Source organism: Limnohabitans planktonicus II-D5 (assembly GCF_001270065.2).
GTDB classification, from domain to species: domain Bacteria; phylum Pseudomonadota; class Gammaproteobacteria; order Burkholderiales; family Burkholderiaceae_C; genus Limnohabitans_A; species Limnohabitans_A planktonicus.
Genome location: NZ_LFYT02000025.1, coordinates 17,356 through 40,624 on the forward strand (window position 1 = coordinate 17,356; position 23,269 = coordinate 40,624).

General features: G+C 60.6%; 25 protein-coding genes. 22 read left to right on the forward strand and 3 right to left on the reverse strand.

All coding sequences use genetic code 11. The features are described 5' to 3' along the window. Positions 1-3 precede the first annotated feature (3 nt). The 10 genes from can to H663_RS36280 all read left to right on the forward strand — a co-directional run bounded on the left by can (position 4) and on the right by H663_RS36280 (position 8,928). Positions 4-645: a carbonate dehydratase gene (gene can, locus H663_RS36235; RefSeq protein WP_053172382.1), complete on the forward strand. Its 642-nt coding sequence runs from the start codon at positions 4-6 to the stop codon at positions 643-645. Positions 646-658: 13 nt separating this feature from the next. Beyond that, complete coding sequence (locus H663_RS36240) at positions 659-1,171, forward strand: hypothetical protein (protein ID WP_053172380.1); 513 nt, start codon at positions 659-661, stop codon at positions 1,169-1,171. 11 nt (positions 1,172-1,182) lie between these two features. Beyond that, entirely contained in the window at positions 1,183-2,367 is a 1,185-nt protein-coding gene (locus H663_RS36245; protein WP_053173541.1) for an acetyl-CoA C-acyltransferase, read from the forward strand. Between the two features lie 129 nt (positions 2,368-2,496). Next, positions 2,497-3,174 (forward strand): SDR family oxidoreductase, encoded by a 678-nt coding sequence (locus tag H663_RS36250; RefSeq protein ID WP_053172378.1) that lies wholly within the window; start codon positions 2,497-2,499, stop codon positions 3,172-3,174. A 20-nt stretch (positions 3,175-3,194) separates the two neighbouring features. Beyond that, positions 3,195-4,322, forward strand: a complete 1,128-nt coding sequence (locus H663_RS36255; RefSeq protein ID WP_053173539.1) for an acyl-CoA dehydrogenase family protein — start codon at positions 3,195-3,197, stop codon at positions 4,320-4,322. 49 nt (positions 4,323-4,371) lie between these two features. Next, positions 4,372-5,763, forward strand: coding sequence for a Trk system potassium transporter TrkA (gene trkA / locus H663_RS36260; RefSeq protein ID WP_053172376.1), 1,392 nt, complete (start codon positions 4,372-4,374; stop codon positions 5,761-5,763). Further along, positions 5,763-7,226, forward strand: coding sequence for a TrkH family potassium uptake protein (locus H663_RS36265; protein WP_053172374.1), 1,464 nt, complete (start codon positions 5,763-5,765; stop codon positions 7,224-7,226). Before trkA ends, H663_RS36265 begins: the two co-directional genes overlap by 1 nt. A gap of 47 nt (positions 7,227-7,273) precedes the next feature. After that, positions 7,274-7,705 (forward strand): rhodanese-like domain-containing protein, encoded by a 432-nt coding sequence (locus tag H663_RS36270; protein WP_053172372.1) that lies wholly within the window; start codon positions 7,274-7,276, stop codon positions 7,703-7,705. Positions 7,706-7,825: 120 nt separating this feature from the next. After that, positions 7,826-8,218, forward strand: coding sequence for a YchJ family protein (locus tag H663_RS36275; RefSeq protein WP_053172369.1), 393 nt, complete (start codon positions 7,826-7,828; stop codon positions 8,216-8,218). A 59-nt stretch (positions 8,219-8,277) separates the two neighbouring features. Continuing rightward, complete coding sequence (locus tag H663_RS36280) at positions 8,278-8,928, forward strand: HAD family hydrolase (RefSeq protein WP_053173537.1); 651 nt, start codon at positions 8,278-8,280, stop codon at positions 8,926-8,928. Between the two features lie 28 nt (positions 8,929-8,956). Here H663_RS36280 and H663_RS36285 read toward each other — a convergent pair whose 3' ends face one another. Next, positions 8,957-9,859 (reverse strand): LysR family transcriptional regulator, encoded by a 903-nt coding sequence (locus H663_RS36285; protein ID WP_053172367.1) that lies wholly within the window; start codon positions 9,857-9,859, stop codon positions 8,957-8,959. 477 nt (positions 9,860-10,336) lie between these two features. After that, positions 10,337-11,374: an AraC family transcriptional regulator gene (locus tag H663_RS36290; protein ID WP_053172366.1), complete on the reverse strand. Its 1,038-nt coding sequence runs from the start codon at positions 11,372-11,374 to the stop codon at positions 10,337-10,339. Between the two features lie 132 nt (positions 11,375-11,506). On the opposite strand from H663_RS36290, the gene H663_RS36295 reads away from it, so the two are divergent. From H663_RS36295 to H663_RS36345, 11 genes are all read left to right on the forward strand, one after another. After that, positions 11,507-13,114, forward strand: a complete 1,608-nt coding sequence (locus tag H663_RS36295) for a carboxyl transferase domain-containing protein (protein ID WP_053172364.1) — start codon at positions 11,507-11,509, stop codon at positions 13,112-13,114. 44 nt (positions 13,115-13,158) lie between these two features. Continuing rightward, positions 13,159-13,497 (forward strand): type II toxin-antitoxin system VapB family antitoxin, encoded by a 339-nt coding sequence (locus H663_RS36300; protein WP_053172362.1) that lies wholly within the window; start codon positions 13,159-13,161, stop codon positions 13,495-13,497. Further along, a complete protein-coding gene (gene vapC, locus H663_RS36305) occupies positions 13,494-13,895 on the forward strand; it encodes a type II toxin-antitoxin system VapC family toxin (protein ID WP_053172360.1) in 402 nt (133 codons plus the stop codon). Before H663_RS36300 ends, vapC begins: the two co-directional genes overlap by 4 nt. After that, positions 13,883-14,413 (forward strand): DinB family protein, encoded by a 531-nt coding sequence (locus H663_RS36310; RefSeq protein WP_053172358.1) that lies wholly within the window; start codon positions 13,883-13,885, stop codon positions 14,411-14,413. Before vapC ends, H663_RS36310 begins: the two co-directional genes overlap by 13 nt. Before the next feature lie 313 nt (positions 14,414-14,726). Next, positions 14,727-16,217 carry a M48 family metalloprotease gene (locus H663_RS36315; protein ID WP_165803939.1) on the forward strand — a complete coding sequence of 497 codons (1,491 nt, stop codon included), beginning with the start codon at positions 14,727-14,729 and terminating at the stop codon, positions 16,215-16,217. Between the two features lie 63 nt (positions 16,218-16,280). Next, a complete protein-coding gene (locus tag H663_RS36320) occupies positions 16,281-17,063 on the forward strand; it encodes an enoyl-CoA hydratase/isomerase family protein (RefSeq protein WP_053172354.1) in 783 nt (260 codons plus the stop codon). Between the two features lie 99 nt (positions 17,064-17,162). Beyond that, the gene (locus tag H663_RS36325) at positions 17,163-19,175 is read left to right on the forward strand and encodes an acetyl/propionyl/methylcrotonyl-CoA carboxylase subunit alpha (RefSeq protein ID WP_053172352.1); all 2,013 of its coding nucleotides are present in this window, start codon (positions 17,163-17,165) and stop codon (positions 19,173-19,175) included. A 134-nt stretch (positions 19,176-19,309) separates the two neighbouring features. Next, positions 19,310-20,230, forward strand: coding sequence for a 2-hydroxyacid dehydrogenase (locus tag H663_RS36330; protein WP_053172350.1), 921 nt, complete (start codon positions 19,310-19,312; stop codon positions 20,228-20,230). Positions 20,231-20,246: 16 nt separating this feature from the next. After that, positions 20,247-21,155 carry a hydroxymethylglutaryl-CoA lyase gene (locus tag H663_RS36335; RefSeq protein ID WP_053172348.1) on the forward strand — a complete coding sequence of 303 codons (909 nt, stop codon included), beginning with the start codon at positions 20,247-20,249 and terminating at the stop codon, positions 21,153-21,155. Between the two features lie 3 nt (positions 21,156-21,158). After that, a complete protein-coding gene (locus H663_RS36340; RefSeq protein ID WP_053172347.1) occupies positions 21,159-21,713 on the forward strand; it encodes a YbaK/EbsC family protein in 555 nt (184 codons plus the stop codon). Next, the gene (locus tag H663_RS36345) at positions 21,710-21,949 is read left to right on the forward strand and encodes a DUF1289 domain-containing protein (protein WP_083451156.1); all 240 of its coding nucleotides are present in this window, start codon (positions 21,710-21,712) and stop codon (positions 21,947-21,949) included. Before H663_RS36340 ends, H663_RS36345 begins: the two co-directional genes overlap by 4 nt. 57 nt (positions 21,950-22,006) lie before the next feature. Here the strand turns inward: H663_RS36345 and H663_RS36350 are convergent, their stop codons facing one another. Continuing rightward, positions 22,007-22,462 carry a universal stress protein gene (locus H663_RS36350; RefSeq protein WP_053172345.1) on the reverse strand — a complete coding sequence of 152 codons (456 nt, stop codon included), beginning with the start codon at positions 22,460-22,462 and terminating at the stop codon, positions 22,007-22,009. A 150-nt stretch (positions 22,463-22,612) separates the two neighbouring features. On the opposite strand from H663_RS36350, the gene H663_RS36355 reads away from it, so the two are divergent. Beyond that, positions 22,613-23,251: a 2-hydroxychromene-2-carboxylate isomerase gene (locus H663_RS36355; protein WP_053172343.1), complete on the forward strand. Its 639-nt coding sequence runs from the start codon at positions 22,613-22,615 to the stop codon at positions 23,249-23,251. The last annotated feature ends 18 nt before the right edge of the window (positions 23,252-23,269 follow it).

Consider the following 23,269-nt stretch of genomic DNA (forward strand, 5'->3'; position numbering starts at 1 on the left):
CCAATGCAAACATTGCTTGCCAATAACCGCGAATGGGCAGCGCGCATGAAGCGCGAAGACCCCGAATTTTTTACACGATTGGCCAACCAGCAAAATCCAAAATTCTTGTGGATTGGCTGTTCCGACAGCCGAGTCCCCGCCAACCAAATCACCGGGCTGGACCCGGGTGAGGTGTTTGTGCACCGCAATGTGGCCAATCTGGTGGTGCACTCCGACCTCAATGCCTTGTCCGTCATTCAGTATGCGGTGGATGTCCTGAAGGTCGAGCAGATCATGGTGGTCGGCCATTACGGCTGTGGCGGTGTGCTGGCCACTTTGCGTGGTTTGCGTGTGGGCCTGGTCGACAACTGGTTGCGGCATGTGCACGACGTGAAAGTGCGCCACCGTCGCCGCCTCGATCACCTGAGCATTCCCGAGCAGGAAGACACCTTGTGCGAAATGAATGTGATCGAACAGGTGGGCAACGTGGCATTGACCAACGTGGTGCAGGACGCCTGGGCACGCGGTCAGAAACTCAGCGTGCACGGTTGGTGTTACGGCATCAAGGACGGCCTGGCCAAAGACCTGGGGGTGAGCATGAGCCATCCGGGTGAGGTGCTGGGTGTGTTTCGCCATGCGCTCAAGCGCTATCCAAGAGGCGGCTGAGCGCCGTGTACCCATGAGCTTGGCTGAACTTCTCGAGATGGGCAGTTATGCCGTGACCGTGTTCGGTCTGCCTTATGCCGCTTGGGTGTTCTGGCTGGAGCAGCGCAAGGAGCGCGAAAACGAAGAAGAAGAGGCCTACCAGCACCTCTCAGACGCTTACAACGATTTCCTGAAAGTGGTGCTGGACCACGCCGATCTGCAGCTGCGCACCAACCAGGGCCTGCCCGATCCCACGCCAGAGCAAAGCGAACGCATGATGACCATCTTCGACATGCTGATCGCCTTGTTCGAGCGGGCTTACCTGATCGCCTTTCGCGACGACATGGGTGCCACCGAACAGCGGCGCTGGAACTCCTGGGACGATTACATGCGCGAGTGGTGCAGGCGCGACGACTTCCGTTTGTCCTTGCCGCTCTTGCTGCGCGGCGAAGACCCCGACTTCGTGGCCTATATCCGCCGCATCGCCCAAGAAGAAACCGGCGAACACCTCATCATTGCCGACATCCACAAAGACCCACACACTTGAAAGGCTTCACCATGTCACACGACCCCATCGTCATCGTCAGCGCTGCCCGCACCCCCATGGGCAGCTTCCAGGGCGACTTTTCTGCGCTGGCCGCACACGACCTGGGCGGTGCTGCCATCAAAGCCGCCGTCGAGCGCGCAGGCATCAGCCCCGAGCTCGTCACCGAAGTGTTGTTTGGCAACTGCCTGATGGCCGGTCAGGGCCAGGCGCCAGCGCGTCAGGCGAGTTTCAAGGGCGGTTTGCCCAAGAGCGCGGGCGCGGTTACTTTGTCCAAGATGTGCGGCTCGGGCATGCGCGCGGCCATGTTCGCGCACGACATGCTGGTGGCCGGCACACACGACGTGCTAGTGGCTGGCGGCATGGAAAGCATGACCAACGCGCCCTACCTCATGCTCAAAGGTCGCAGCGGCTACCGCATGGGCCACGACCGCATCTTTGACCACATGATGCTCGACGGCTTGGAAGACGCTTACGAGCCCGGCCGCAGCATGGGCACCTTTGGCGAAGACTGCGCCGCCAAGTACAGCTTCACCCGCGCCGAGCAAGACCACTTTGCCACCACCAGCGTGCAGCGCGCCAAGGCCGCCACCGAGTCGGGTGCCTTTGCAGCCGAGATCACGCCCGTGACGGTGAAAGACCGCAGCGGCGAACGTGTGGTGTCCATCGACGAAGGCCCGGGCAAAGTCAAGCTCGACAAAATCACCAGCCTCAAGCCCGCCTTCAAGAAAGACGGCACCATCACAGCTGCCAGCAGCTCGTCCATCAACGATGGCGCGGCTGCCATGGTGCTCATGCGCGAGAGCACTGCGGCCAAGCTCGGCTGCAAACCGCTGGCCCGCATCGTCAGCCACGCCACCCACGCCCAAGAGCCCGAGTGGTTTGCCACTGCACCCGTGGGCGCTACTCAAAAGGCGCTGGCCAAAGCGGGCTGGAAGGTCGAAGACGTGGATCTGTGGGAAGTCAACGAAGCCTTTGCCGTGGTGCCTATGGCGCTCATGAAAGAGCTGAACGTGTCGCACGACAAGGTCAATGTGAATGGCGGCGCTTGCGCCCTCGGTCACCCGATTGGCGCATCCGGCGCGCGCATCATGGTCACGCTCATCCACGCGCTCAAGGCCCGTGGCCTCAAGAAGGGCTTGGCCACGTTGTGCATTGGCGGCGGCGAAGGCACGGCCGTGGCGCTGGAATTGGTGTGAATTTGGTTTTCGTAGGTCGGTGGCTTTAGCCCCGACATCTGCCTGCAAAGGTTTCATGTCGGGGCTAAAGCCACCGACCTACAGCTCAGACATTGATCGCTATAAGTTGCAGCTCTTACGGAGAATGAAATGGCAACAGTCTTGTTGATTGGCGCGTCCCGGGGAATTGGCCTGGAACTGGCTCGACAGTACCGAGAGGATGGCTGGCGTGTCATTGCCACTGCACGCAATTCGGATGGATTGGAGCGCTTGAAAGGGCTTGGCTGCGAAACTTTGCGTGTGGATGTGACCGACCCGGCGAGCAACAGCGGCCTGTCATGGCAACTTGATGGTGAAAAACTGGACTTGGCCGTGTATGTTGCCGGGGTCGGCGATCGGGACACAGCAGTCTCGCCGCCCACCCGAGAGAAATTCGATCTGTTGATGCAGACCAACGCCATGGGTCCCATGATGGTGTTGCCACAAGTGGCGCCCATGCTGGCCCAGTCCGCAGGTACTTTTGCGGTCATCAGCAGCCACTTCGGCAGTTTGACGTTGACCGAAACCAGCTTGGCAGTGCTTTACCGGATGAGCAAGGTGGCACTGAACATGTACATCCGATGCGCACAGCATGACTTTCCCGAAATTGGCTGCGTGGCCTTGCATCCGGGCTGGGTGCAGACCGATATGGGCGGTCCGCAAGCGCCGGTCAAAGTACAAGACAGCGCAGCCAGCCTGCGCCAGACGCTGGAGACCGTACGTACCCAACGCGACCCCAAACACCGTGGCGCATTTTTGAACCATGATGGGCAACCGCTGCCTTGGTGAACCGACAAAGAAAGACCGACATGCTGCTGACCCCCGACCAAGAGATGATCCGTGACGCCGTGCGCGACTTTGCCCAGCGCGAGCTGTGGCCCCACGCCGCCGAGTGGGACAAGAAACACCACTTTCCCAAAGAAGCGCACAAGGGCCTGGCCGAGCTGGGGGCGTATGGCATTTGTGTGCCCGAAGATTTGGGCGGCGCGGGGCTGGACTATGTGACGCTGGCGCTGGTGCTCGAAGAAATCGCAGCCGGTGACGGTGGCGTCAGCACCACCATCAGCGTGACCAACTGCCCCGTGAATGCCATCTTGATGATGTATGGCAACGCCGCGCAAAAAGCGCAGTGGCTCACGCCGCTGGCCCAAGGTCAGATGCTGGGTGCGTTTTGCCTGACCGAGCCGCAGGTGGGCTCGGACGCCTCGGCCCTGCGCACCACGGCCGTCAAAGACGGCGACGAGTACGTGATCAACGGCGTCAAGCAGTTCATCACCAGCGGCCAACACGGCGATGTGGCGGTGGTGATTGCCGTGACCGACAAGGGCGCGGGCAAGAAAGGCATGAGCGCTTTCCTCGTGCCCACCAGCGCCCCGGGTTATGTAGTGGCGCGCCTCGAAGACAAGCTGGGCCAACACAGCAGCGACACCGCGCAGATCAACTTCGACAACTGCCGCATCCCCGCCGAAAACCTGATCGGCCAAGAGGGCGAGGGCTACAAGATCGCCCTGTCGTCTTTGGAAGGCGGGCGCATCGGCATTGCTGCGCAAAGCCTGGGCATGGCCCGCAGCGCGCTCGATGTGGCGATTGACTACGCCAAGCAGCGTGAGAGCTTTGGCACGGCCATCTTCAACCACCAGGCCGTGGGTTTCCGTTTGGCCGACTGCGCCACACAACTCGAAGCAGCGCGCCAGCTGATTTGGCACGCGGCCAGCTTGCGAGACGCAGGAAGGCCTTGCCTGAAAGAAGCGGCCATGGCCAAGCTGTTCGCCAGCGAAGCGGCCGAAAAAGTTTGCTCCGCCGCCATACAGACGCTGGGCGGTTACGGCTATGTGAGCGACTTTCCGGTCGAGCGCATTTACCGCGATGTGCGCGTGTGCCAGATTTACGAAGGCACCAGCGACGTGCAAAAAATCATCATCCAGAGGGCGCTTTGAGGACCTGAATGGCCAGTTGGCGCTGGCCCTTCACGTATCATCGCGGCCCATGAACATCATCATCCTGGGTGCGGGCCGTGTAGGCGAAAGCGTCGCTGAAAGCCTGGTTTCCGAGCAAAACGACATCACCGTCATCGACCAGGACCCGGCACGCCTGCGGCTGCTCGAAGAACGCCTGGACCTGCGCGGCGTGGTGGGCAACGGCATCCAGCCTTCGGTGTTGCGCGAGGCCGGGGCCAAAGACGCCGACATGATCATCGCTTGTGCGGCGGCGGACGAGTCGAACCTGGTGGTTTGCAAGATCGCCCACGATGTGTTCAACGTGCCCACCACCATCGCGCGTTTGCGCTCGCCCGAGTTCAACGAAGGCGATGAGTTGTTGGGCAAATCCGGTTTCGCGGTCGACCATGTGATCTGCCCTGAAGAGTCGGTCACGCGCTACATCGAGCAGCTCATCGAGTACCCCGAGGCCTTGCAGGTGCTTGAATTTGCCGAGGGCCGCGTCAGCCTGATCGCGGTGCGTGCGGCGGCCGACAGCCTGCTGGTGAACCACACCATTGCCGAGTTTCGCGACCGCTTGCCGCATGCCGAGATGCGCGTGGTGGCCCTGTACCGGCAAGACGCGCTGGTGGACGCCTTGCCCGAGACCCGCATCTTGCCCGGCGATGAGGTTTTTGTGCTGGCCGACACCCAGACGATACCGATCGTGCTGGCGGCCATGCACAAGACCGATCAACCCGTGCGGCGACTGATGGTGGCTGGGGGCGGCAAAGTGGGCCTGCGCTTGGCGCGCAATGTGGCAGACCGCTACGAGGTCAAACTGATCGAGCGCGACAAAAAGCGCTGCGAATACCTGGCCAGCCAGTTGCCATCCAGCACCTTGATCTTGAACGGCGACGGTGCAGACGAAGACCTGCTGCACGAAGAAAACGTGGGCGAGATGGACCTGTTTCTGGCCCTGACCAGCGACGACGAGGACAACATCATGTCCGCCATGCTGGCCAAGCGCATGGGCGCGCGGCGCGTCATGGCCCTGATCAACCGCCGCGCTTATGCCGACATGATGCAAGGCAGCACCATCGACATCGCGATCTCGCCCTCACAAACCGTGATCGGCGAGTTGCTGGCGCACCTGCGCCGGGGCGATGTGGCGGCTGTGCACAGTCTGCGCCGGGGCGCGGCAGAAGCCCTGGAGGGCATTGCGCGCGGCGACATCAAGACCTCCAAGCTGGTGGGCCGGCGTGTCGAGGAAATCAAGCTCCCCAAAGGCGTGAGCATGGGGGCCATTGTGCGCGGCGAGGGCAAAAATTCAGAAGTGCTCATGCCGCACCACGACACCCTGATCGAAGCCGACGACCACATCATCTTGTTCATTCCCAACAAGCGCGATGTGCGTGCGGTGGAAAAACTCTTTCAGGTCAGTGCGACCTTCTTTGGTTGATGTTCACCTTCTTCGCTCCCGTGTTGTCCTTGATGGCGCGCATCCTGATCGCGTTTTCGGTCACGTTTTTGGTGCCCGGCATTTGGGCTTGGTTTGAAGACCACCACGACCTGCAGTGGATTTGGCTGGCGGGCTTTGGTTTGACGGCAGTCAGTGGCTTGGTGCTGGCGGTGATCACCCAGCAGCATCGGCGGGAATTGAAGACCAAAGATGGTTTCTTGCTGGTCAACATGGTGTGGCTGGTGCTGCCCGCTTACTCGGCTTTGCCGCTGATGTTTTTGGTGCCCGAGATCACCTGGTTCAAGGCCTACTTTGAAGCCATGAGCGCGCTCACGGCCACCGGGGCCACGGCCTTGTCGGGGCTGGAGCACTTGCCTGTGTCGGTCAACATCTGGCGTTGCTTTTTGCAGCTGATCGGTGGCCTGGGCATTATGCTGTTGGTAGTGGCGGTGTTGCCCATGCTGGGTCTGGGCGGTGTGCAGCTGTACAAAGCCGAAACCCCTGGCCCCATGAAAGACACCAAATTCACGCCGCGCATTTCCGAGACGGCGCGCGGCCTGTGGGGCGTGTACTTTGTGTTTTCGGGCGCTTGCTTGCTGGCCTATCGCTGGGCGGGCATGAGCTGGGCCGATGCTTTCATGCACATGTGCACCACCATGGGCTTGGGCGGATTTTCTTCATACGATGCCAGCTTTGCGCATTTCAACTCACCCTTGATTGAAGGCGTGGCCATCGTGTTCATGACGCTGGCCGGCATCAGCTTTGTGCGCTACTTTGTGGTGCTGCGCACCCTGTCACTCAAGCCCGTCATCAACGACCATGAAATTCGCACCTACTTTGCTGTGCTGGTCTTGGCCACTGCGCTCCTGACGGGTTTGTTGATGGCCCATGGCGTGTACAGCGATTGGCTGCAGGCCTTGCGTGCCAGTGCATTTCATGTCGTTTCACTGGCCACCACCACCGGCTATGCGGCGACTGACTATGCGCTGTGGCCCGTGTTTGCACCCGTCATGCTGATGTTCTTGGGCTGCTTTGTCTCGTGTGCAGGCTCCACCGGTGGCGGCATCAAGATGGTGCGCATGATCTTGCTGGTCAAGCAGGCGCGCCGCGAGCTGGTGCGCATCATCCACCCCCGCGTCATCAATCCGGTCACGCTGGGCGGTGGGATCATGCCCATGTCGGTCATGACGGCGGTGTTGGGCTTCATGCTCATTTATGGCGGTGCCACCATGGGCCTGAGCATGTTGCTCTTGCTCAGTGGCATGGACATCGTCACCGCGTTTTCGGCCGTGATCGCCACCGTCAACAACATCGGCCCGGGGCTGGGCGAAGTGGGGCCGTCGGGCAACTTTGGCGGTCTGAGTCATTTTCAGTTGAGCGTGCTGACCTTTGCCATGCTGCTGGGTCGCCTGGAGCTGCTGTCGGTGTTGGTCTTGTTCAGCGCGCACTTCTGGCGAAAATAAACGCGCCTCACCCAGGTACGGCACCCAAATCACACAAGGAGACCCGCATGCCCATCACCAAAGGATTCCAGGCGCTCGTTGACGAAGCCATGGCCCAGGTCACGACGCACAGCGTGGAAGCCGTTTGCACCCGCTTGAATGACCCGAATGTGCAAATCGTCGATATCCGTGATGTGCGTGAACTCGAGCGCGAAGGCACCGTGCCCGGCGCGCTGTTGGCCCCACGCGGCATGCTGGAGTTTTGGGTGGACCCAGCTTCGCCCTACTTCAAGCCCGTGTTCGCCGACGAAAGCAAGCAGTTCATCCTGTTTTGCGGCGCAGGCTGGCGCAGCGCCCTGGCCACCAAAACCCTGCAAGACATGGGCATGACCAACGTGGCCCACATCGACGGCGGATTCACCGCCTGGAAAAAAGCCCACGCGCCCATCGTCTCGCTGGAGCAACACAAGGCCGAAAGCGCAGCCCGCAAAGGCGCGTGATGCGTGATGCGTGATGCGTGATGCGTGATGCGTGATTTTCGTAGGTCGGCGGCTTCAGCCCCGACATGGTGGACCACTCAGGTTTGTCGGGGCTAACGCCACCGACCTACAAAAAAGCCCATGAAATTGACACCCTGCCCCTGCGGGCGCACCAACCCCAAAGGCCAGGCGCTGAGCTTGGACACTTGCTGCGGCCCCTACCACACCAACCAAAACGCCCCCGATGCCGAAAGCTTGATGCGCTCGCGTTACAGCGCCTTTGTGCTGGGCGACGTGCCCTATCTGCTGGCCACTTGGCACAGCAGCCAGCGGCCAGCCGAGCTGACACTTGAAACAGAAGGCAGGTGGTTGGGTTTGGAGATCAAGCAGCACCGGGTGACAGGCGCTGACACCGCCGAGGTCGAATTTGTGGCGCGTTTTCGGGTGGGGGGCAAGGCGGTGCGTCAGCACGAACGCAGCCGCTTTGTGCGCGAAGACGGTCGCTGGTTTTATGTGGACGGCGATGAGCTTTGATGGTGGTTTTGATCCAAGCTATAGGATCGCGCCCAAGACCACCCCGTATGATCGATCCCATGAACTTTGAAGCCATCTTGTTTGACTGCGACGGCGTGCTGGTGGACAGCGAAGCCATCACCAATGGCGTGCTGCGCGACATGTTTGAAGAGCAAGGCTGGCGCATGACGCTGGCCGAGTGCATGCAGCGCTTTGTGGGCCATACCGTCAAAAGCCAACGCACCACCATCGAGGCCCACACCGGCCAACCGTTGACCGATGAATGGCTGGCGCAATTTTTCGCCCGGCGCAACGAGCGCTTGATACAAAGCATCACCGCCATCGACGGCGTGCACGAAGCGGTGGCACACCTGCATGACCATTGCCAAGGCCGCATCGCGGTGGCCTCGGGCGCGGATCGTTTCAAGGTTGAAATGATGCTCAAGCAAGTGGGCTTGATGGACTTTTTTGAAGGCCGCATTTTCAGCGGCCACGAGATGCCCCGCAGCAAGCCGCACCCCGACGTGTACCTGGCCGCTGCCGCGCATTTGCAAGTGGACCCGACCCGCTGTCTGGTGGTGGAAGACACCACCGTGGGCATCACTGCGGGCGTGGCTGCGGGGGCCACGGTGTGGGCCTATGCCGCGCCGCCTGCTGAGCATGCGCCACTGTTGCAGGCCGGGGCGGCCCGGGTGTTCACCGGCATGCACGAATTGAGATGGGGCACCTGATGCGCAGGCAGACCGACTGAAGGGGCTTTCAACTCTTGGCCCAAAGCTTGGCCTGTTGCACCAAATGTGTCTGGAAGATTTGCGCAATGGGAGAAATCTGTTTGGCTTTGGGATAGACCAGGTGCCATTGCGACGGGATAGGCGAGCCGCTGACCGGCAACACACAAAGCTCTTGTGCCAGTTCGACCGCCTTGAGCGCGTGCTTTGAAATCACTGCCACGCCCAAGTGGCCTGCAACGGCCTCTTTGATGGCTTCATTGCTGCCCAGTTCCAGACGTGAGCTGGGTTCAAATTGTTCAGACGCGAAGAAGCGATCGGTCGCCAGACGTGTGCCTGATCCGGTCTCGCGCAGCAAAAAGCGTTCGCCCTGCAGCGCTGACAGCGGCAGGCGTTTGCGCCCAGACAGCGGGTGGTTTTTGGCGGCAATGACTAACAAGGGGTTGGCCAAAAAAACCTGATCTTCCAGGTCCATATCCCCCGGTGGTGTGGTCATCACATACAGGTCGTCCCGGTTGTCGCGCAGGCGCTGCACGACCCCATCGCGGTTGAGCACTTCCAGTGAAATGTCGATGTCCGGGTGCAGTTCACAAAAACTGCCCAGCAAGCGCGGGACGAAGTATTTGGCCGTGCTCACCACGGCCACGCGCAAGCGGCCCTGGGTCAGGCCTTGCATGGCGTGGATGCCTTGTTCAAAACTTTCCCATTCACCCACAATGGCGCGCGCCGTGCGTGCCAGCTGTTGTCCTGCATCGGTCAGGTACAGCTTGCGGCCGATGATGTCGTACAGGGGCATGCCCACCGATTCGGTGATCTCGCGCAGCTGCATGGATGCGGTGGGTTGCGTCACATGCATGGCCCTTGCGGCGGCGCTCACGCTGCCCGTCTCAGCCGTGGCCAGAAAAAGACGCAGCTGCCGGAATGTGACATTCATAGATTTTGACTGATGAAAATGTGATGGAGAATCAATTTTATCGAATGATCATGCGCAGACACCATCAATCTCCATCGCCTCCAATTCAACGCAGGGGCTGCTGTGGCCACCAGTTTGGTGCTTGATTGATCCGGCGCGCTGAAGTTGGCACTCAATGGTGTTGCAGGTCGGCGGTCGAAGACACCGACATGGGCCATTGCTGAAACCCATCATGTCGGACTCTGCGAGTACCGACCAGCGAGAAGACATGTCTCAGACATTTCAAACTTCAGCGTGCCGGATCAAGAATGTGCAAAAAATCTTCGCAAGAAAATTCAGCAGGCCCATGCCCATGCCGATTTTCTGGGGAGTGTTTATGGCGTGGGGCATTGGTTTGATTCGCCAGGGTAAAGCAGCAATACCGCTTTGTGTGGGGATGGCAGCTGAGGCCTACGCAAGAAGTCCCACATGGCATGGCCGAGAAAGCCTGTTCACACGTCAATGCCCGGATCTGAACTCATCTGGCGTCTGCCCCGTCCAGCCTTTGAAGGCCCGCATGAAACTCTTCTCGTTCAGAAAGCCCACTTCGGCGGCGATCTGTTTGATGGGGCGTTGCGAGCGCAGCAGCAAGTCGGTGGCCATGTCGCGGCGCACGGCGTCTTTGAGCTGCTGCAAGCTCGCGCCTTCATCCTTGAGTTGCCGGTGCAGGGTGCGGGCCGACAGGTTGAGCCAAGCCGCCAGGTCGTCGGCGTTGCGGCTGTGCTCGGGGTGTTCGGCCAGGGTCTGTCGGACTTTTTCCACCAGCAAGCGGTCGCGCCGATAAGGCCGCACCGTGAGCAGCAGGGCGCGTTGCAGCATGCGTTGCAAAGCCGCTTCGTCGCGGCGCACCGGCAGGCTCAGGTAACCCGCGTCAAACTGCAGGCTGTGCACAGGGGCCATGAATTGCGTGGGGCCGTCAAACAGCACGCGGTAACTATCTGCATGCGGTGGCGGGGCAAAGCGCAAGGTGGTTTGCACAAGTGGAATGCGCGAGTCGGTCAGCCAGCAGGCCACGCCTAAAGCATTGCGCAGCACCGACACCACAGCAAATTCCTGCAGGGTACCCAGCGGGCGGTTTTCATGCAATTGCAGGTGCGCTGCGCCTGCCTCGGTGCTGACTTGCAGGTGGATGTCGTCGGTCAGCAGGCCGTGGTGGCGGCACCAGCGCTGCAGCGCCACGCCCAAGGTGGGGGCCGTCAACGAGGCGCGCACCAGCATGCCGTAGCTGCCCCAGGGCAGGCGGCGGCTGAACCAGCCCAAGGCCTCGTCGTCCAGCGCCCGCATGGCGGTGGCCGACAGCCATTCCATTTGCAGGGCGGTGATGCGGGCGTCATGGTGGTTCAGTAAGTTTGGCGCAATTTGTGCCGCGTTCAGTGCGGGCATCGGGTCCATGCCGCGTTGTGTGTAGGCCTGTGCGATGGCTTTGACAAAAAATATGGGCGTTTCGGCTCGGCCGGTGATGGTCGTGCGAAGGGGGGCTGATGGGTGCTGGTTCATGGGGCTTGAAATTGTGGCACGATTTGCAACCCATTTGACGCCCCAAAACCGGGCAACAGGCCTTAAGCTGGCGGGCATTGCCCCGCAGGTGCGGTGATTGCCGTGCGCCCGTGCCACTGCCAAGGAAGACACATGACTGTTTTGCACTCTCAACTGAACCCAAGATCGGCCGACTTTCAAGCCAATGCCGCCGCCATGCGCGGCCTGGTGGATGATCTGCGCGCCCATTTGGAGCGCGTGGCTTTGGGTGGCGGTGACGCACCCCGCGCCAAACACACAGCCCGGGGCAAGCTGCTGCCGCGTGACCGCGTGCAGATGCTGCTCGACCCCGGCACACCCTTTCTGGAAGTTGCGCCTTTGGCTGCCCTCAACATGTACAACAATGACGCGCCCAGCTCGGGTGTGATCGTGGGCATTGGCCGTGTGAGCGGGGTGGACTGCATGATCGTGTGCAACGACGCCACGGTGAAGGGCGGCACTTATTACCCGATGACGGTGAAAAAGCATTTGCGGGCGCAAGAGATCGCGCAGCAAAACCACCTGCCTTGCATCTATCTGGTGGACTCGGGCGGTGCCAACCTGCCCAACCAGGACGAGGTCTTTCCGGATCGCGACCACTTCGGCCGCATCTTTTTTAACCAGGCCAACATGAGCGCGCAGGGCATTGCGCAGATCGCGGTGGTCATGGGCTCTTGCACAGCGGGTGGCGCGTATGTGCCCGCCATGAGCGACGAGACCATCATCGTCAAAAACCAAGGCACCATCTTTTTGGGCGGCCCGCCCTTGGTCAAAGCGGCCACTGGCGAAGTGGTGAGCGCCGAAGATTTGGGCGGTGGTGATGTGCACACGCGCCTGTCCGGCGTGGCCGACCACCTGGCGCAAAACGATGTGCATGCGCTGGCGCTGGCGCGTCAGGCCGTGAAAAACCTGAACGCGCAAAAGGCCCCCAACATCGCCACACACGCGCCCGTGCCCCCCAAGTTTGACGCGCAAGAGCTGTATGGCGTGATCCCCACCGACACGCGCAAACCCTTTGACGTGCGCGAAATCATCGCCCGCATCGTCGATGGCTCGGAGTTCGATGAATTCAAATCGCGCTTTGGCACCACCTTGATCTGCGGCTTCGCCCGCATCGAAGGCATGCCCGTGGGCATCATCGCCAACAACGGCATTTTGTTCAGCGAGTCGGCCTTGAAGGGCGCGCACTTCATCGAACTGTGCTGCCAGCGCAAGATCCCGCTGGTCTTTTTGCAAAACATCACCGGCTTCATGGTGGGCCGTAAATACGAAAACGAAGGCATCGCCCGCAACGGCGCGAAGATGGTCACGGCCGTGGCCACCGCTGCAGTGCCCAAATTCACCATCATCATTGGCGGCAGCTTTGGCGCGGGCAACTACGGCATGTGCGGCCGCGCTTACTCGCCCCGCTTCTTGTGGATGTGGCCCAACGCCCGCATCAGTGTCATGGGCGGTGAGCAGGCGGCGAGCGTGCTGGCCACCGTCAAGCGTGACGGCATCGAGGGCAAGGGCGGCCAGTGGAGCATGGAAGAAGAAGAAGCCTTCAAGGCCCCGATCAAGCAGCAATACGAAGACCAGGGGCACCCCTACTACGCCACTGCCCGCATCTGGGACGACGGCATCATCGACCCGGCCGACACGCGCCGCGTGCTGGCGCTGGGCCTGAGTGCATCGCTCAATGCGCCGATTCCCGAGACGAAATTTGGACTTTTCCGCATGTGATGTGTATGATTTTGTAAAATCATACACATTCAGGAGGTTTCCAAATGCGCACCAACATCGTGATCGACGACAAGCTCATGGCCGACGTTATGGCTTATGGCGATTTCAAGACCAAGCGAGAGGCTGTGGAAGAGGGCTTGCGCATGCTCAAGCGGCGCAAAGTCTACGACGGCTTGCTGGCCTTGCAAGGACAGCTTCAGTGGGACGACTCGGACGAAGGATGGGCCCGTTGGCGGGCGCAGCAGCAGGCTTTGAAGGTCGCAGGCGAACCATACGACCGCGCCATAGACGTGGCAGAGAAGGTCTACACAGGCGTTCAGTCTTTGGTGCTTCAAGAGCCCGAGCCGCCCGCACTGATCGTAAAAACCCGGAAGAAGCCATGATTTTGGTGGACTCCAGCGTCTGGATTGACTTCTTCAATCAAGCGCCGACACCGCAACGCCTGCAACTGGTGCGCTGGCTGGAAGGTGGAGACGTGTCGATTGGCACAGCCGATCTGGTGGTGTTCGAAGTGCTGCGTGGATTTCGCAACGACACAGCCCGTCGTGCGGCAGAAAGCCTGCTGTTGGATTTACCCGTGATGGACATTGGCGGGGCGGCCAATGCGCTCAGCGCGGCAGCGCTGTACCGCCGCCTGCGGGCACAGGGCCGCACGGTGCGCAGCCCCATCGACGTGCTGCTGGCCAGCTACTGCATGACCCATGGCCACGCGCTGCTGCACCGCGACGCGGATTTTGAATCACTCAAAACTTTAGGAGGGCTGGAGACATGGCCACAGTGAACAACTCATCGACTTGGCACACCCACTTTAGCCGCCTGGCCCGCTACCACGTTTGGGCCACGCATCGACTGCTCGAAGCGGTATCGCCTGTGCCCGACCAAGACTACCGGCGCGATGTGGGCCTGTTCTTCAAAAGCATCCATGGCACGCTGAACCACATGCTGGTGGCCGAGCACCTGCTTTGGTACGCGCGTTTTGCCAAAGGCGCATCGCCAGTGCTGGCACTGGATGCCGAAATCGAGCCCGAGCGTGAACGCCTGGCGCAGGCGCTCAAGGGCGGATCGGCCAACTGGACGTCACTGATCGCCAGCTGGAGCGCCGAGCGTTTTGACAGTCTCTTGGACTACCAAACCAGCAAAGGCGTTCCCCAGTCCTTGCCGTTTGCGGCCACCTTGGCGCATGTGTTCAACCACGCTACCCACCACCGCGGTCAGATCACGGCGGCACTGACCGCCATGGGCCAGCCTTGCCCGGAGTTGGACATGGTGTATTGCTTGCAAGAGGAGTCGAGGAAATGAGAGAGACCTCGATTGGGTTGGAGTGGGGCGTTCCCTTGGGGGGGGTGGTTTTTTGTAGCCTTTTGTTTGTCATACTTTCCGTCTGAAAAATGGAGAGTTCATGAAAAAAACACTGATTGGCATTTTGCTTGTGGGGACCGCCTGGACGCATGCTCAAACCAGCGATACGCGGCTGGAGGATGAAAAGCGACTTCAAGGTCAGTTGGTCGCGCAAACGTACCTCAAGAATCTTGAGCGCCTGGACCGCATTGGTTATGCCTTGCTGCGTGTGGGTGCGCCTTATTGCTCAGACAAAAGGCGACTTGGCTTGGGCATGGCACCCATCAGTCTGAGGCAATTCAAGGATGCTTACATAGAGATGATGAAGCGTGCGGGCTTGACGGATGAGTTGATGTTCCCCCATGTTGTTAAAGGGTCGCCGCTGGAGAAAGCGGGATTGCAGGCGGGCGACAAGGTCCTGAAGGTCAATGATGAGCCCCTGCCTGTGGATGGCAAAAGCAGCCCGGTACTTTGGATGAACACAAAAGTGCATGAGCTTGCAAGCCGCCGACAAGAAATTCAGGTCACGGTGTTGAGAGGTCAGCAGGAAGTTGTTTTGAGCCCCAAGCCAGTTTGGCAATGTGACATCAACATCCATGTGATGTACAAGGACGAACCCAATGCGATGACCCTGGTCAAGGACATTTCGGTGACGACAGGGCTCATGCGTATGCTGGACAGCGATGATGATTTGGCCTTGATCATGGGGCATGAATTGGGTCACGCCATCCTGCGACATACGGAGGAAAAGATTAACCGTAACAAGCTCAATGCCATGCTCGGTTTGTTGGGGGTGTTGTCTGGCCGCTCTGTCCCCATGCCAGTGGTTGACCCTTATCCCAAGGACAAGGAAAAGGATGCGGATTATCTGGGGCTGTATCTGTCTGCCGCTGCAGGTTTTGATGTGTCACACGCTGCAAACGTCCATCGCAATTGGGCTGCGCAAAACCCATCCGGAATTGAGTCCAGCATGTGGAGCACGCACCCGAGCTTTCCAGAAAGGGCCGTCTTGCTCGACGCTGAGAGTAAAAGCTTGGTCGAAAAGCAGCGCAAAGGTGAGAGGCTGTTGCCTGATGTGAGTCGATTGAAAACGGTCTATGAAGGCGATTATGTGACCTTTGAAGGCCAGAAAAAAATTGTTCAAAGACCCATGCAAGCTTCTAACAAGGACCTGCCAGCTCACACGGATGTACCATTTTTGAGCGAAGATGGCCGCATTGGTTATCAACGGTTTTCTGCCGTCAAAACCAGACCCCGTGCCTTTGCGATGAACACCAAGGGGTCGTGGGTGTATCGATTGGGTGCCAATGCTGCTGCGGATGCTGTGCAAGCCTGCAGTGCGCTGACGTCTGTGCCTTGCAAGTTGTATGTGGTCAATGATGACGTGGTGTGGGATGGGCCCGGCCCAGCGACAGCTGTTCGAGGCAAAGCTTTAGCGGACGACCTGGACAACCATTCCTTGGAGAAATACCCGGCAAGCAGCTGGGCAGGGGTAGATGACTTTTCTAAAGTGCCATTCATCACCGAGGCATGCAAGCTCAAATATTCTGAATGGCTGGAACAAAAACCGCCGCGTGCTTATGCCATTGCACCCTCCGGCCAATGTTTTTACTCATGGGGATTGAAAGCCCCAACACCGGGCGATCCTGCCGTTCCTGCAGAGCGGGTCTTGGCCGTTTGTTCGAGAAAGTCCACCCAGTGCTATTTGTATGCGGTTGACAGCCGAGTGGTCTACAAGGAGCCTGGCCTGGCCAAAAATCCATAAACAGGAAATAACTTCAGAAATAAATGACTCCACCAAAACAAGGTCGGATGAAGCGGAAAAAACATGTACCAAACCCTAGAAATCGAACACCACAACCGCGTGGCCACCGTGTGGATGAACCGCCCCGATGTGCACAACGCCTTTGACGAAACCCTGATCGCCGAGCTGACCGCAGCGTGCGAAGCGCTCGATGTTGACGACAACGTGCGCGTGGTCGTGCTGGCCGGGCGCGGCAAGAGCTTCTCAGCAGGAGCAGATCTCAACTGGATGAAGCGCGCTGCACAAAACGGCGTGGAAGACAACCTGCGTGATGCGCGCGCTCTGGCCCGCATGCTGCGTGTGCTGGCCGAAATGAAAAAACCCACCATTGCCCGCGTGCAGGGCGCGGCGCTGGGCGGTGGCACCGGCCTCACGGCCGCGTGTGACATCGCAGTCGCTTCCACCAAAGCGGTGTTCGCCACGTCCGAAGTCAAGTTCGGCATCATCCCGGCCGCCATCAGTCCCTATGTGGTGCGGGCCATCGGTGCGCGACAGAGCTACCGCTATTTCCAGTCGGCCGAGCGCATCGATGCGCTGCGTGCGCGTGAGCTGGGCCTGGTGCATGAAGCGGTCGAGCCCGAGCAACTGGACGCCAAGGTGCAGGAGATCGTCGATGCGCTGATCCAGGGCGGCCCGCTCTCGCAAGCCGCTGCCAAGGACCTGATTCGCGCCGTGGACAACAAACCGATCAACGATGCCGTGGTGGAAGACACCGCGCAACGCATTGCAGGGTTGCGTGCCACGCCCGAGGCGCAGGATGGTTTGTCGGCCTTCCTCGATAAGCGTCAGCCAGGTTGGCTGGCTTGACCCTGTTTCTCTATGTGGGAGCTTGCCTTGCAAGCGATCTGCATCTGGCGCCAATCGCGAGCAGGGCTCGCTCCTACAGAACACTGAATGAGGTTTTCGATGTTTAAAAAAATCCTGATCGCCAACCGTGGCGAAATCGCATGTCGTGTGGCAGCCACCGCCCGCCGGATGGGCATCCAGACCGTAGCGGTGTATTCAGACGCCGACGCCAGCGCCAAGCATGTACAAGCCTGCGACGAAGCTGTGCATGTGGGCGGCAGTGCGCCCAAGGACAGCTACCTGCGCTGGGAGCGCATTTTGCAAGCGGCCAAAGACACAGGCGCTGAGGCAGTGCACCCCGGCTATGGCTTTTTGAGCGAGAACGAAGACTTTGCCAAGGCTTGCGCTGCCGCAGGTTTGGTGTTCATAGGCCCGCCCGCATCGGCCATTCTGGCGATGGGCCTCAAGGCCGAGTCCAAGCGCTTGATGGAATCGGCCGGTGTGCCGCTGGTGCCCGGCTACCACGGCGCGGACCAGGACCCGGCGCTGCTGCAGCGCGAGGCCGACCGCATCGGTTACCCCGCGCTCATCAAGGCCAGCGCAGGCGGTGGTGGCAAGGGCATGCGCGTGGTCGAAAAGTCCGAAGACTTTGCGGCAGCGCTGGCCTCCTGCAAGCGTGAAGCGACCAACAGCTTTGGCAGCGATGCTGTGCTGATCGAAAAGTACGTGCAGCGCCCGCGCCACATCGAGATTCAGGTGTTTGGCGACACGCAAGGCAACTGTGTGTACCTGTTTGAGCGCGACTGCTCGGTGCAGCGCCGCCACCAAAAAGTGCTCGAAGAAGCCCCTGCCCCCGGCATGACCGAGGCCTTGCGTGCACAAATGGGCGCGGCCGCAGTGGCGGCAGCCAAAGCGGTGAACTATGTGGGCGCGGGCACGGTGGAGTTCATCGTCGAACAAACCGCCTACGACCAGCCTGAGTCGATGCGCTTTTTCTTCATGGAAATGAACACCCGCTTGCAGGTCGAGCACCCGGTGACCGAGGCCATCACGGGTCTGGACCTGGTCGAGTGGCAATTGCGTGTGGCCAGTGGCGAATCGCTGCCTTTGCGCCAGGACCAGCTGCGCATTCAGGGCCACGCCATCGAGGCCCGCATCTGCGCCGAGAACCCCGACAACAACTTTTTGCCCGCCACTGGCACCTTGCAGGTTTATCGCAAGCCACAAGCGACCAGCTTTGAGCGTGGCACTGTGCGTGTGGACGACGGCGTGCGCGAAGGCGACACCATCAGCCCGTTTTACGACTCGATGGTGGCCAAGCTCATCGTGCACGGTGACACCCGCGAGCAAGCGCTGGCGCGTTTGGACACCGCCTTGGCGCAAACCCACATCGTGGGTCTGAACACCAACGTGCAGTTCTTGCGCCATGTGGTGCGCAGCAACGCGTTTGCCACCGCCCAACTCGACACCGCGCTGATCCAACGCGAAGCCGTCGTACTCTTCAAACAAGAAACCCTGGGCTTGCCTGCCGCTGTGGCTGCCGTGGTGGCGCACACCTTGCACGCCGAAAAAGCACTCCAGGGTATAGACCCCTTCAGCCGCCGCGATGGCTGGCAGTCGCACGGATTGGCGCAGCGCCGCTTTGAGTTTGTCTGGCAAGACCAACCGCGCTCGGCCCGTCTGAACTACCTGCACGACGGCGCTGTGAGCCTGTCGCTGGAAGGTGATGACGCTGCCTCTGGCGTGCTGAGCTTTGCCGCCCATGGCGAAGGCCTGTGGGTGCAGTGGGGCAGCACTCCCCGCTGCTTCAGCCAGATCGACTGGCAAGGAGAAACCGCGCACATCTTCACGCCGCAAGGCGCAACCCGCATCACCGTGCTCGACCCGCTGGCCCACGCTGGCGAAGCCGCGCAAGAAGGCGGGCGTCTGACGGCTCCCATGCCGGGCAAGGTGGTGTCGTTTGCCGTCAAGGCCGGGGACAAGGTCAAAGCGGGGCAGCCGCTGGCCGTGATGGAAGCCATGAAGATGGAGCACACCATCAGTGCGCCCCAAGACGGCACGGTGGCTGAGTTGCTGTACGCGCCCGGCGACCAGGTGGCCGATGGGGCAGAGTTGCTCAAGCTGGCGGCGTGAGTTTTGTAGGTCGGAGCTTCAGCTCCGACATGACCGGTTTGGCGCAGGTCTCACGTCGGGGCTAAAGCCACCGACCTACAAGACGACAACCCGCGCGACAGTCCGGATATCTCTCCGCTGACACAATTCCAGACATGAACATCACCATTTGTTTTGACAAGCTCGATCCTGCGCCCTGGGTGCAGGGCCTGCAACAAGCTTTCCCGCAAACCACGGTGTCTGCCTGGTCCCCTGGTGCCCCGCAGGCCGATCACGCCATCGTCTGGGCACCGCCCCAGCAGTTCATCGACGAGCAGCCCGGCCTGCAAACCCTGTTCAACATCGGCGCGGGTGTGGATGCTTTGCTCCAGCTGAAATTGCCACCGACGCTGAAGGTGGTGCGTCTGGATGACGCGGGCATGTCGGTGCAAATGGCCGAATACGTGTGCCACGCGGTCATCCGACATTTTCGTGAGTTCGACGGCTACGACGCCGACACCCGGGCAGGTAAATGGTCGTACCGAAAGCCACGCAGCCGCGCCGACTTTGCGGTGGGCGTGATGGGTCTGGGTGTGCTGGGTGAACGCGTGGCCAAAGCGCTGCAGGTGTTTGACTTCCCGGTCAACGGCTACAGCCGCAGCCCCAAAGACCTGCCCGGTGTCCGCTGCTTCAGCGGGGCGCAGAGCCTGCCCGAATTCATGCAGGCCACGCGTGTACTGGTCAACCTGATGCCGCTCACGCCAGAGACCGAAAACATCCTGAACAAAGACACACTTTCGCAACTGCAAAAAGGCGGTTATGTGATCAACGTGGCGCGTGGCAAACACCTGGTGGACGAAGACCTCTTGGCCCTCATCGACAGTGGTCACCTGGCCGGGGCTATGCTGGATGTGTTTCGCACCGAGCCTTTGCCAGCCGCGCACCCATTTTGGCAACACCCCCAAATCACCGTCACGCCGCACACCTCGGCCCGCACCCTGCGCGAAGAAAGCATTGCGCAAATCGTGGGCAAAATGCAAGCGCTGCAGCGCGGTGAGCCCATCCATGGCGTGGTGGACCACCAGCGCGGTTATTGAACATTCAGAGAACCCCATGACCCTACCTTCCCGCGTTCAACTCATCGACGTCGGCCCCCGCGACGGCCTGCAAAACGAAAAGCCACCGGTCCCGGCCGAAATCAAAATCGGTTTGGTGCACCGCCTGCAGGCCGCGGGCCTCACCGAGATCGAGGTCACCAGTTTTGTGTCCCCGAAGTGGGTGCCGCAGATGGCCGACAACGCGGTCGTGATGGCGGGCATTGAGCGCCAAGTGGGCGTGCGCTATTCGGTGCTCACGCCCAACATGGTGGGCTTTCAGGCGGCGGTGGCTTCTCGCCCTCATGAAATCGTGGTCTTTGGTGCCGCCAGCCAAGCCTTCAGCCAAAAGAACATCAACTGCTCCATCGAAGAAAGCATGGAACGCTTTGCACCCGTGGTGCAAGCGGCGCTGGCGGCGGGCATCGCAGTGCGCGGGGCCATGAGCTGCACCGTGGGCTGCCCTTACGAAGGCGAAGTCTCAGCGGCCAGCGTGGCCCACCTGGCGGGTTTGATGAAACAGATTGGCGTGCAGCGCGTGGACGTGGCCGACACCATCGGCACCGGCACGCCGCTCAAGGTGCAAAAAGCCATTGAAGCCACGCTGCAGCACTTCGACATCGACCACATCTGCGGTCATTTTCACGACACCTATGGCCAGGCGCTGGCCAACACGCTGGCCGCGTTGCAGTTGGGCGTGTGGAACTTCCAGTCTTCGGTGGCGGGTCTGGGCGGCTGCCCTTATGCCAAGGGTGCCACGGGCAATGTGGCCACCGAAGACCTGGTGTACATGCTGCACGGCATGGGCATCACGACCGGCATTGACCTGGACAAGTTGGTGGATGCAGGCGCCTTCATCAGCGACTTTTTGGGCCGAAAACCCAACTCGAATGTGGCCCAGGCCATCCTCAACAAGCGGGCGGGCTGAACCATGTGCGGGTCTGAACTTCATGCTTTGCCCGAAGGGGTGCAACGCGTCGCCAGGGCTTTACAAGACGCCCATCACCCCCATGCCCCGGTCATGCTCGATGGGGCGGCCCGAACTGCGCAAGAGGCCGCCGATGGCCTGGGTGTGCAGTTGGGCCAGATCGCCAAGAGCGTGATCTTCAAGCGCAAGGAAGACGGCGTGGCTGTGCTGGTGGTCACCTCGGGCGACCGGCGCGTGGACGAGAAAAAAGTCGCCGCCCTGGTCGGCAAGATCGGTCGTGCCGATGCCGATTTCGTCAAGGCCCATACGGGCTTCACGATTGGCGGCGTGTCACCCGTGGCGCACCTGAGCCCACCTGTGACCTTGCTCGACCAGGACCTGTGGCGTTTCGAAGAAGTCTGGGCCGCTGCCGGACATCCCCACGGCGTGTTTCGCTTGCGGCCACAGGACTTGCCCAATTTGACCCAGGCCAGTCCTGTCGATGTGGTCCAGGGCAGCAGCCAGGACAGCCAGCAGGCGAGCCTTGAACACCCGCGCGTGGCGAAGGAGGCCCCATGAATGCGCGCATCAAGCTGTTGGTGCAGCGCGCTGAACAGGTGTTGACCCAGCCCCGGCCAAATGTGCCTTCGCCTTGTTTGTCTGTTTGCGTCATGGACCCACAGACTGATGTGTGCGCAGGGTGTTGGCGCAGCCTGGAAGAAATCGGCGTTTGGAGCCGCATGACAGATGAGGCCAAGCGCCAGGTCTGGCAGCGCATACAGCAGCGCCTGAAGGGCTTGAGCGGGGCGACCTGAACGGGTGCCACCTGAAAGAGCGTTCATTCGCCAAGAGAATGGGCGCTTGGACAGCCCTCAGTGGGCATCTGCCTGGCTTCGGTCCACCACAATCAAGACATTGCAGGGTGATTCTTCCACCAGCGATTTGGCGGTCGAGCCGCTCCACCAGCGGCGCAGCAGGTTGGGTTCATGCTTGTGACCGACCACGATCAGGTCAGCCTCCAAATGTTCGGCAAACCGCGACAACTCGCGGATCACCTCACCCTTGAGGACCTCGCCCTGAACCGTATAACCCATGTCTTGCAGGGCTTGCACGCCCTGGGCCAGTTGCTCTTTCAGGGTTTCTTCCAGCGGGCCGTTGTCGCTTGATGTGTAGTAACCCATCTCCATCGAGCCCACATCCAGCGGATTGGGGGCCACCGCCACCAGTGTCAGGCGGGGCTGGCCCCAGTGCGCCAGCTCCTTGAGTTCGAGCAAGGCTTTTTGCCCGGTGATGGAGCCGTCATAAGCCAGGATGATGTGTTTGTACATGCTTGCCTCCTTTGAGTGATGGGATGGTGGGACGCCACAACCGACAAGGTTTGGAATGCCAAAATCATGTGCCTCAGAGGTCCAAAAGCGCAAGCGGGTGTTGACCCTATAGACTTTCCCGTGTGCAGTCCCCAGATCCGCAGATAAGCCATGAAAACCATCCACTTCTACCTTGACTTCATTTCTCCTTATGCCTGGCTGGCCTTCGACGCTTTGCCCCGAGCCTTGGAGGGCATCAGCCACAGGGTGGTGCACAAGCCGGTGCTGTTTGCCGCCATGCTCAAGCACCACGGGCAGCTCGGACCGGCAGAAATCCCGGCCAAGCGCGACTGGACGTATCGACAAGTGCTGTGGCAGGCAAGGCAGCAGGGCACGCCTATGCAGTTGCCGACCCTGCACCCTTTCAACCCGCTGGGTTTGTTGCGACTGGCCACCGCGTGCGATGCCGATGGTCAGCCCAACCGCTATGTGTGCGAGCAGGTGTTTCGCCATGTCTGGTGTGCGGCAGAGGACGCTGCCGACCCGCAGCGCCTGGCGCAGTTGGCGGCCCACCTCGGGCCCGCCAGGGACGCAGCCAGCACCGAGGTCAAGCAGGCCTTGCAGGCACACACCGACGAAGCGCTGGCGCTGGGCGTGTTTGGCGTGCCCAGCTTCCGGGTCGATGACAAATTGTTTTGGGGGCAAGACGCCTTGCCCATGCTGCGCGCTTACTTGCAGGGTGATGCCTGGTTTGATGGCCCCGACTGGCAGGCTCCTTCTCAGTGCGGGGTAGGTGTCAGGCGCTCATGACCTGACGCCCCGCCAATG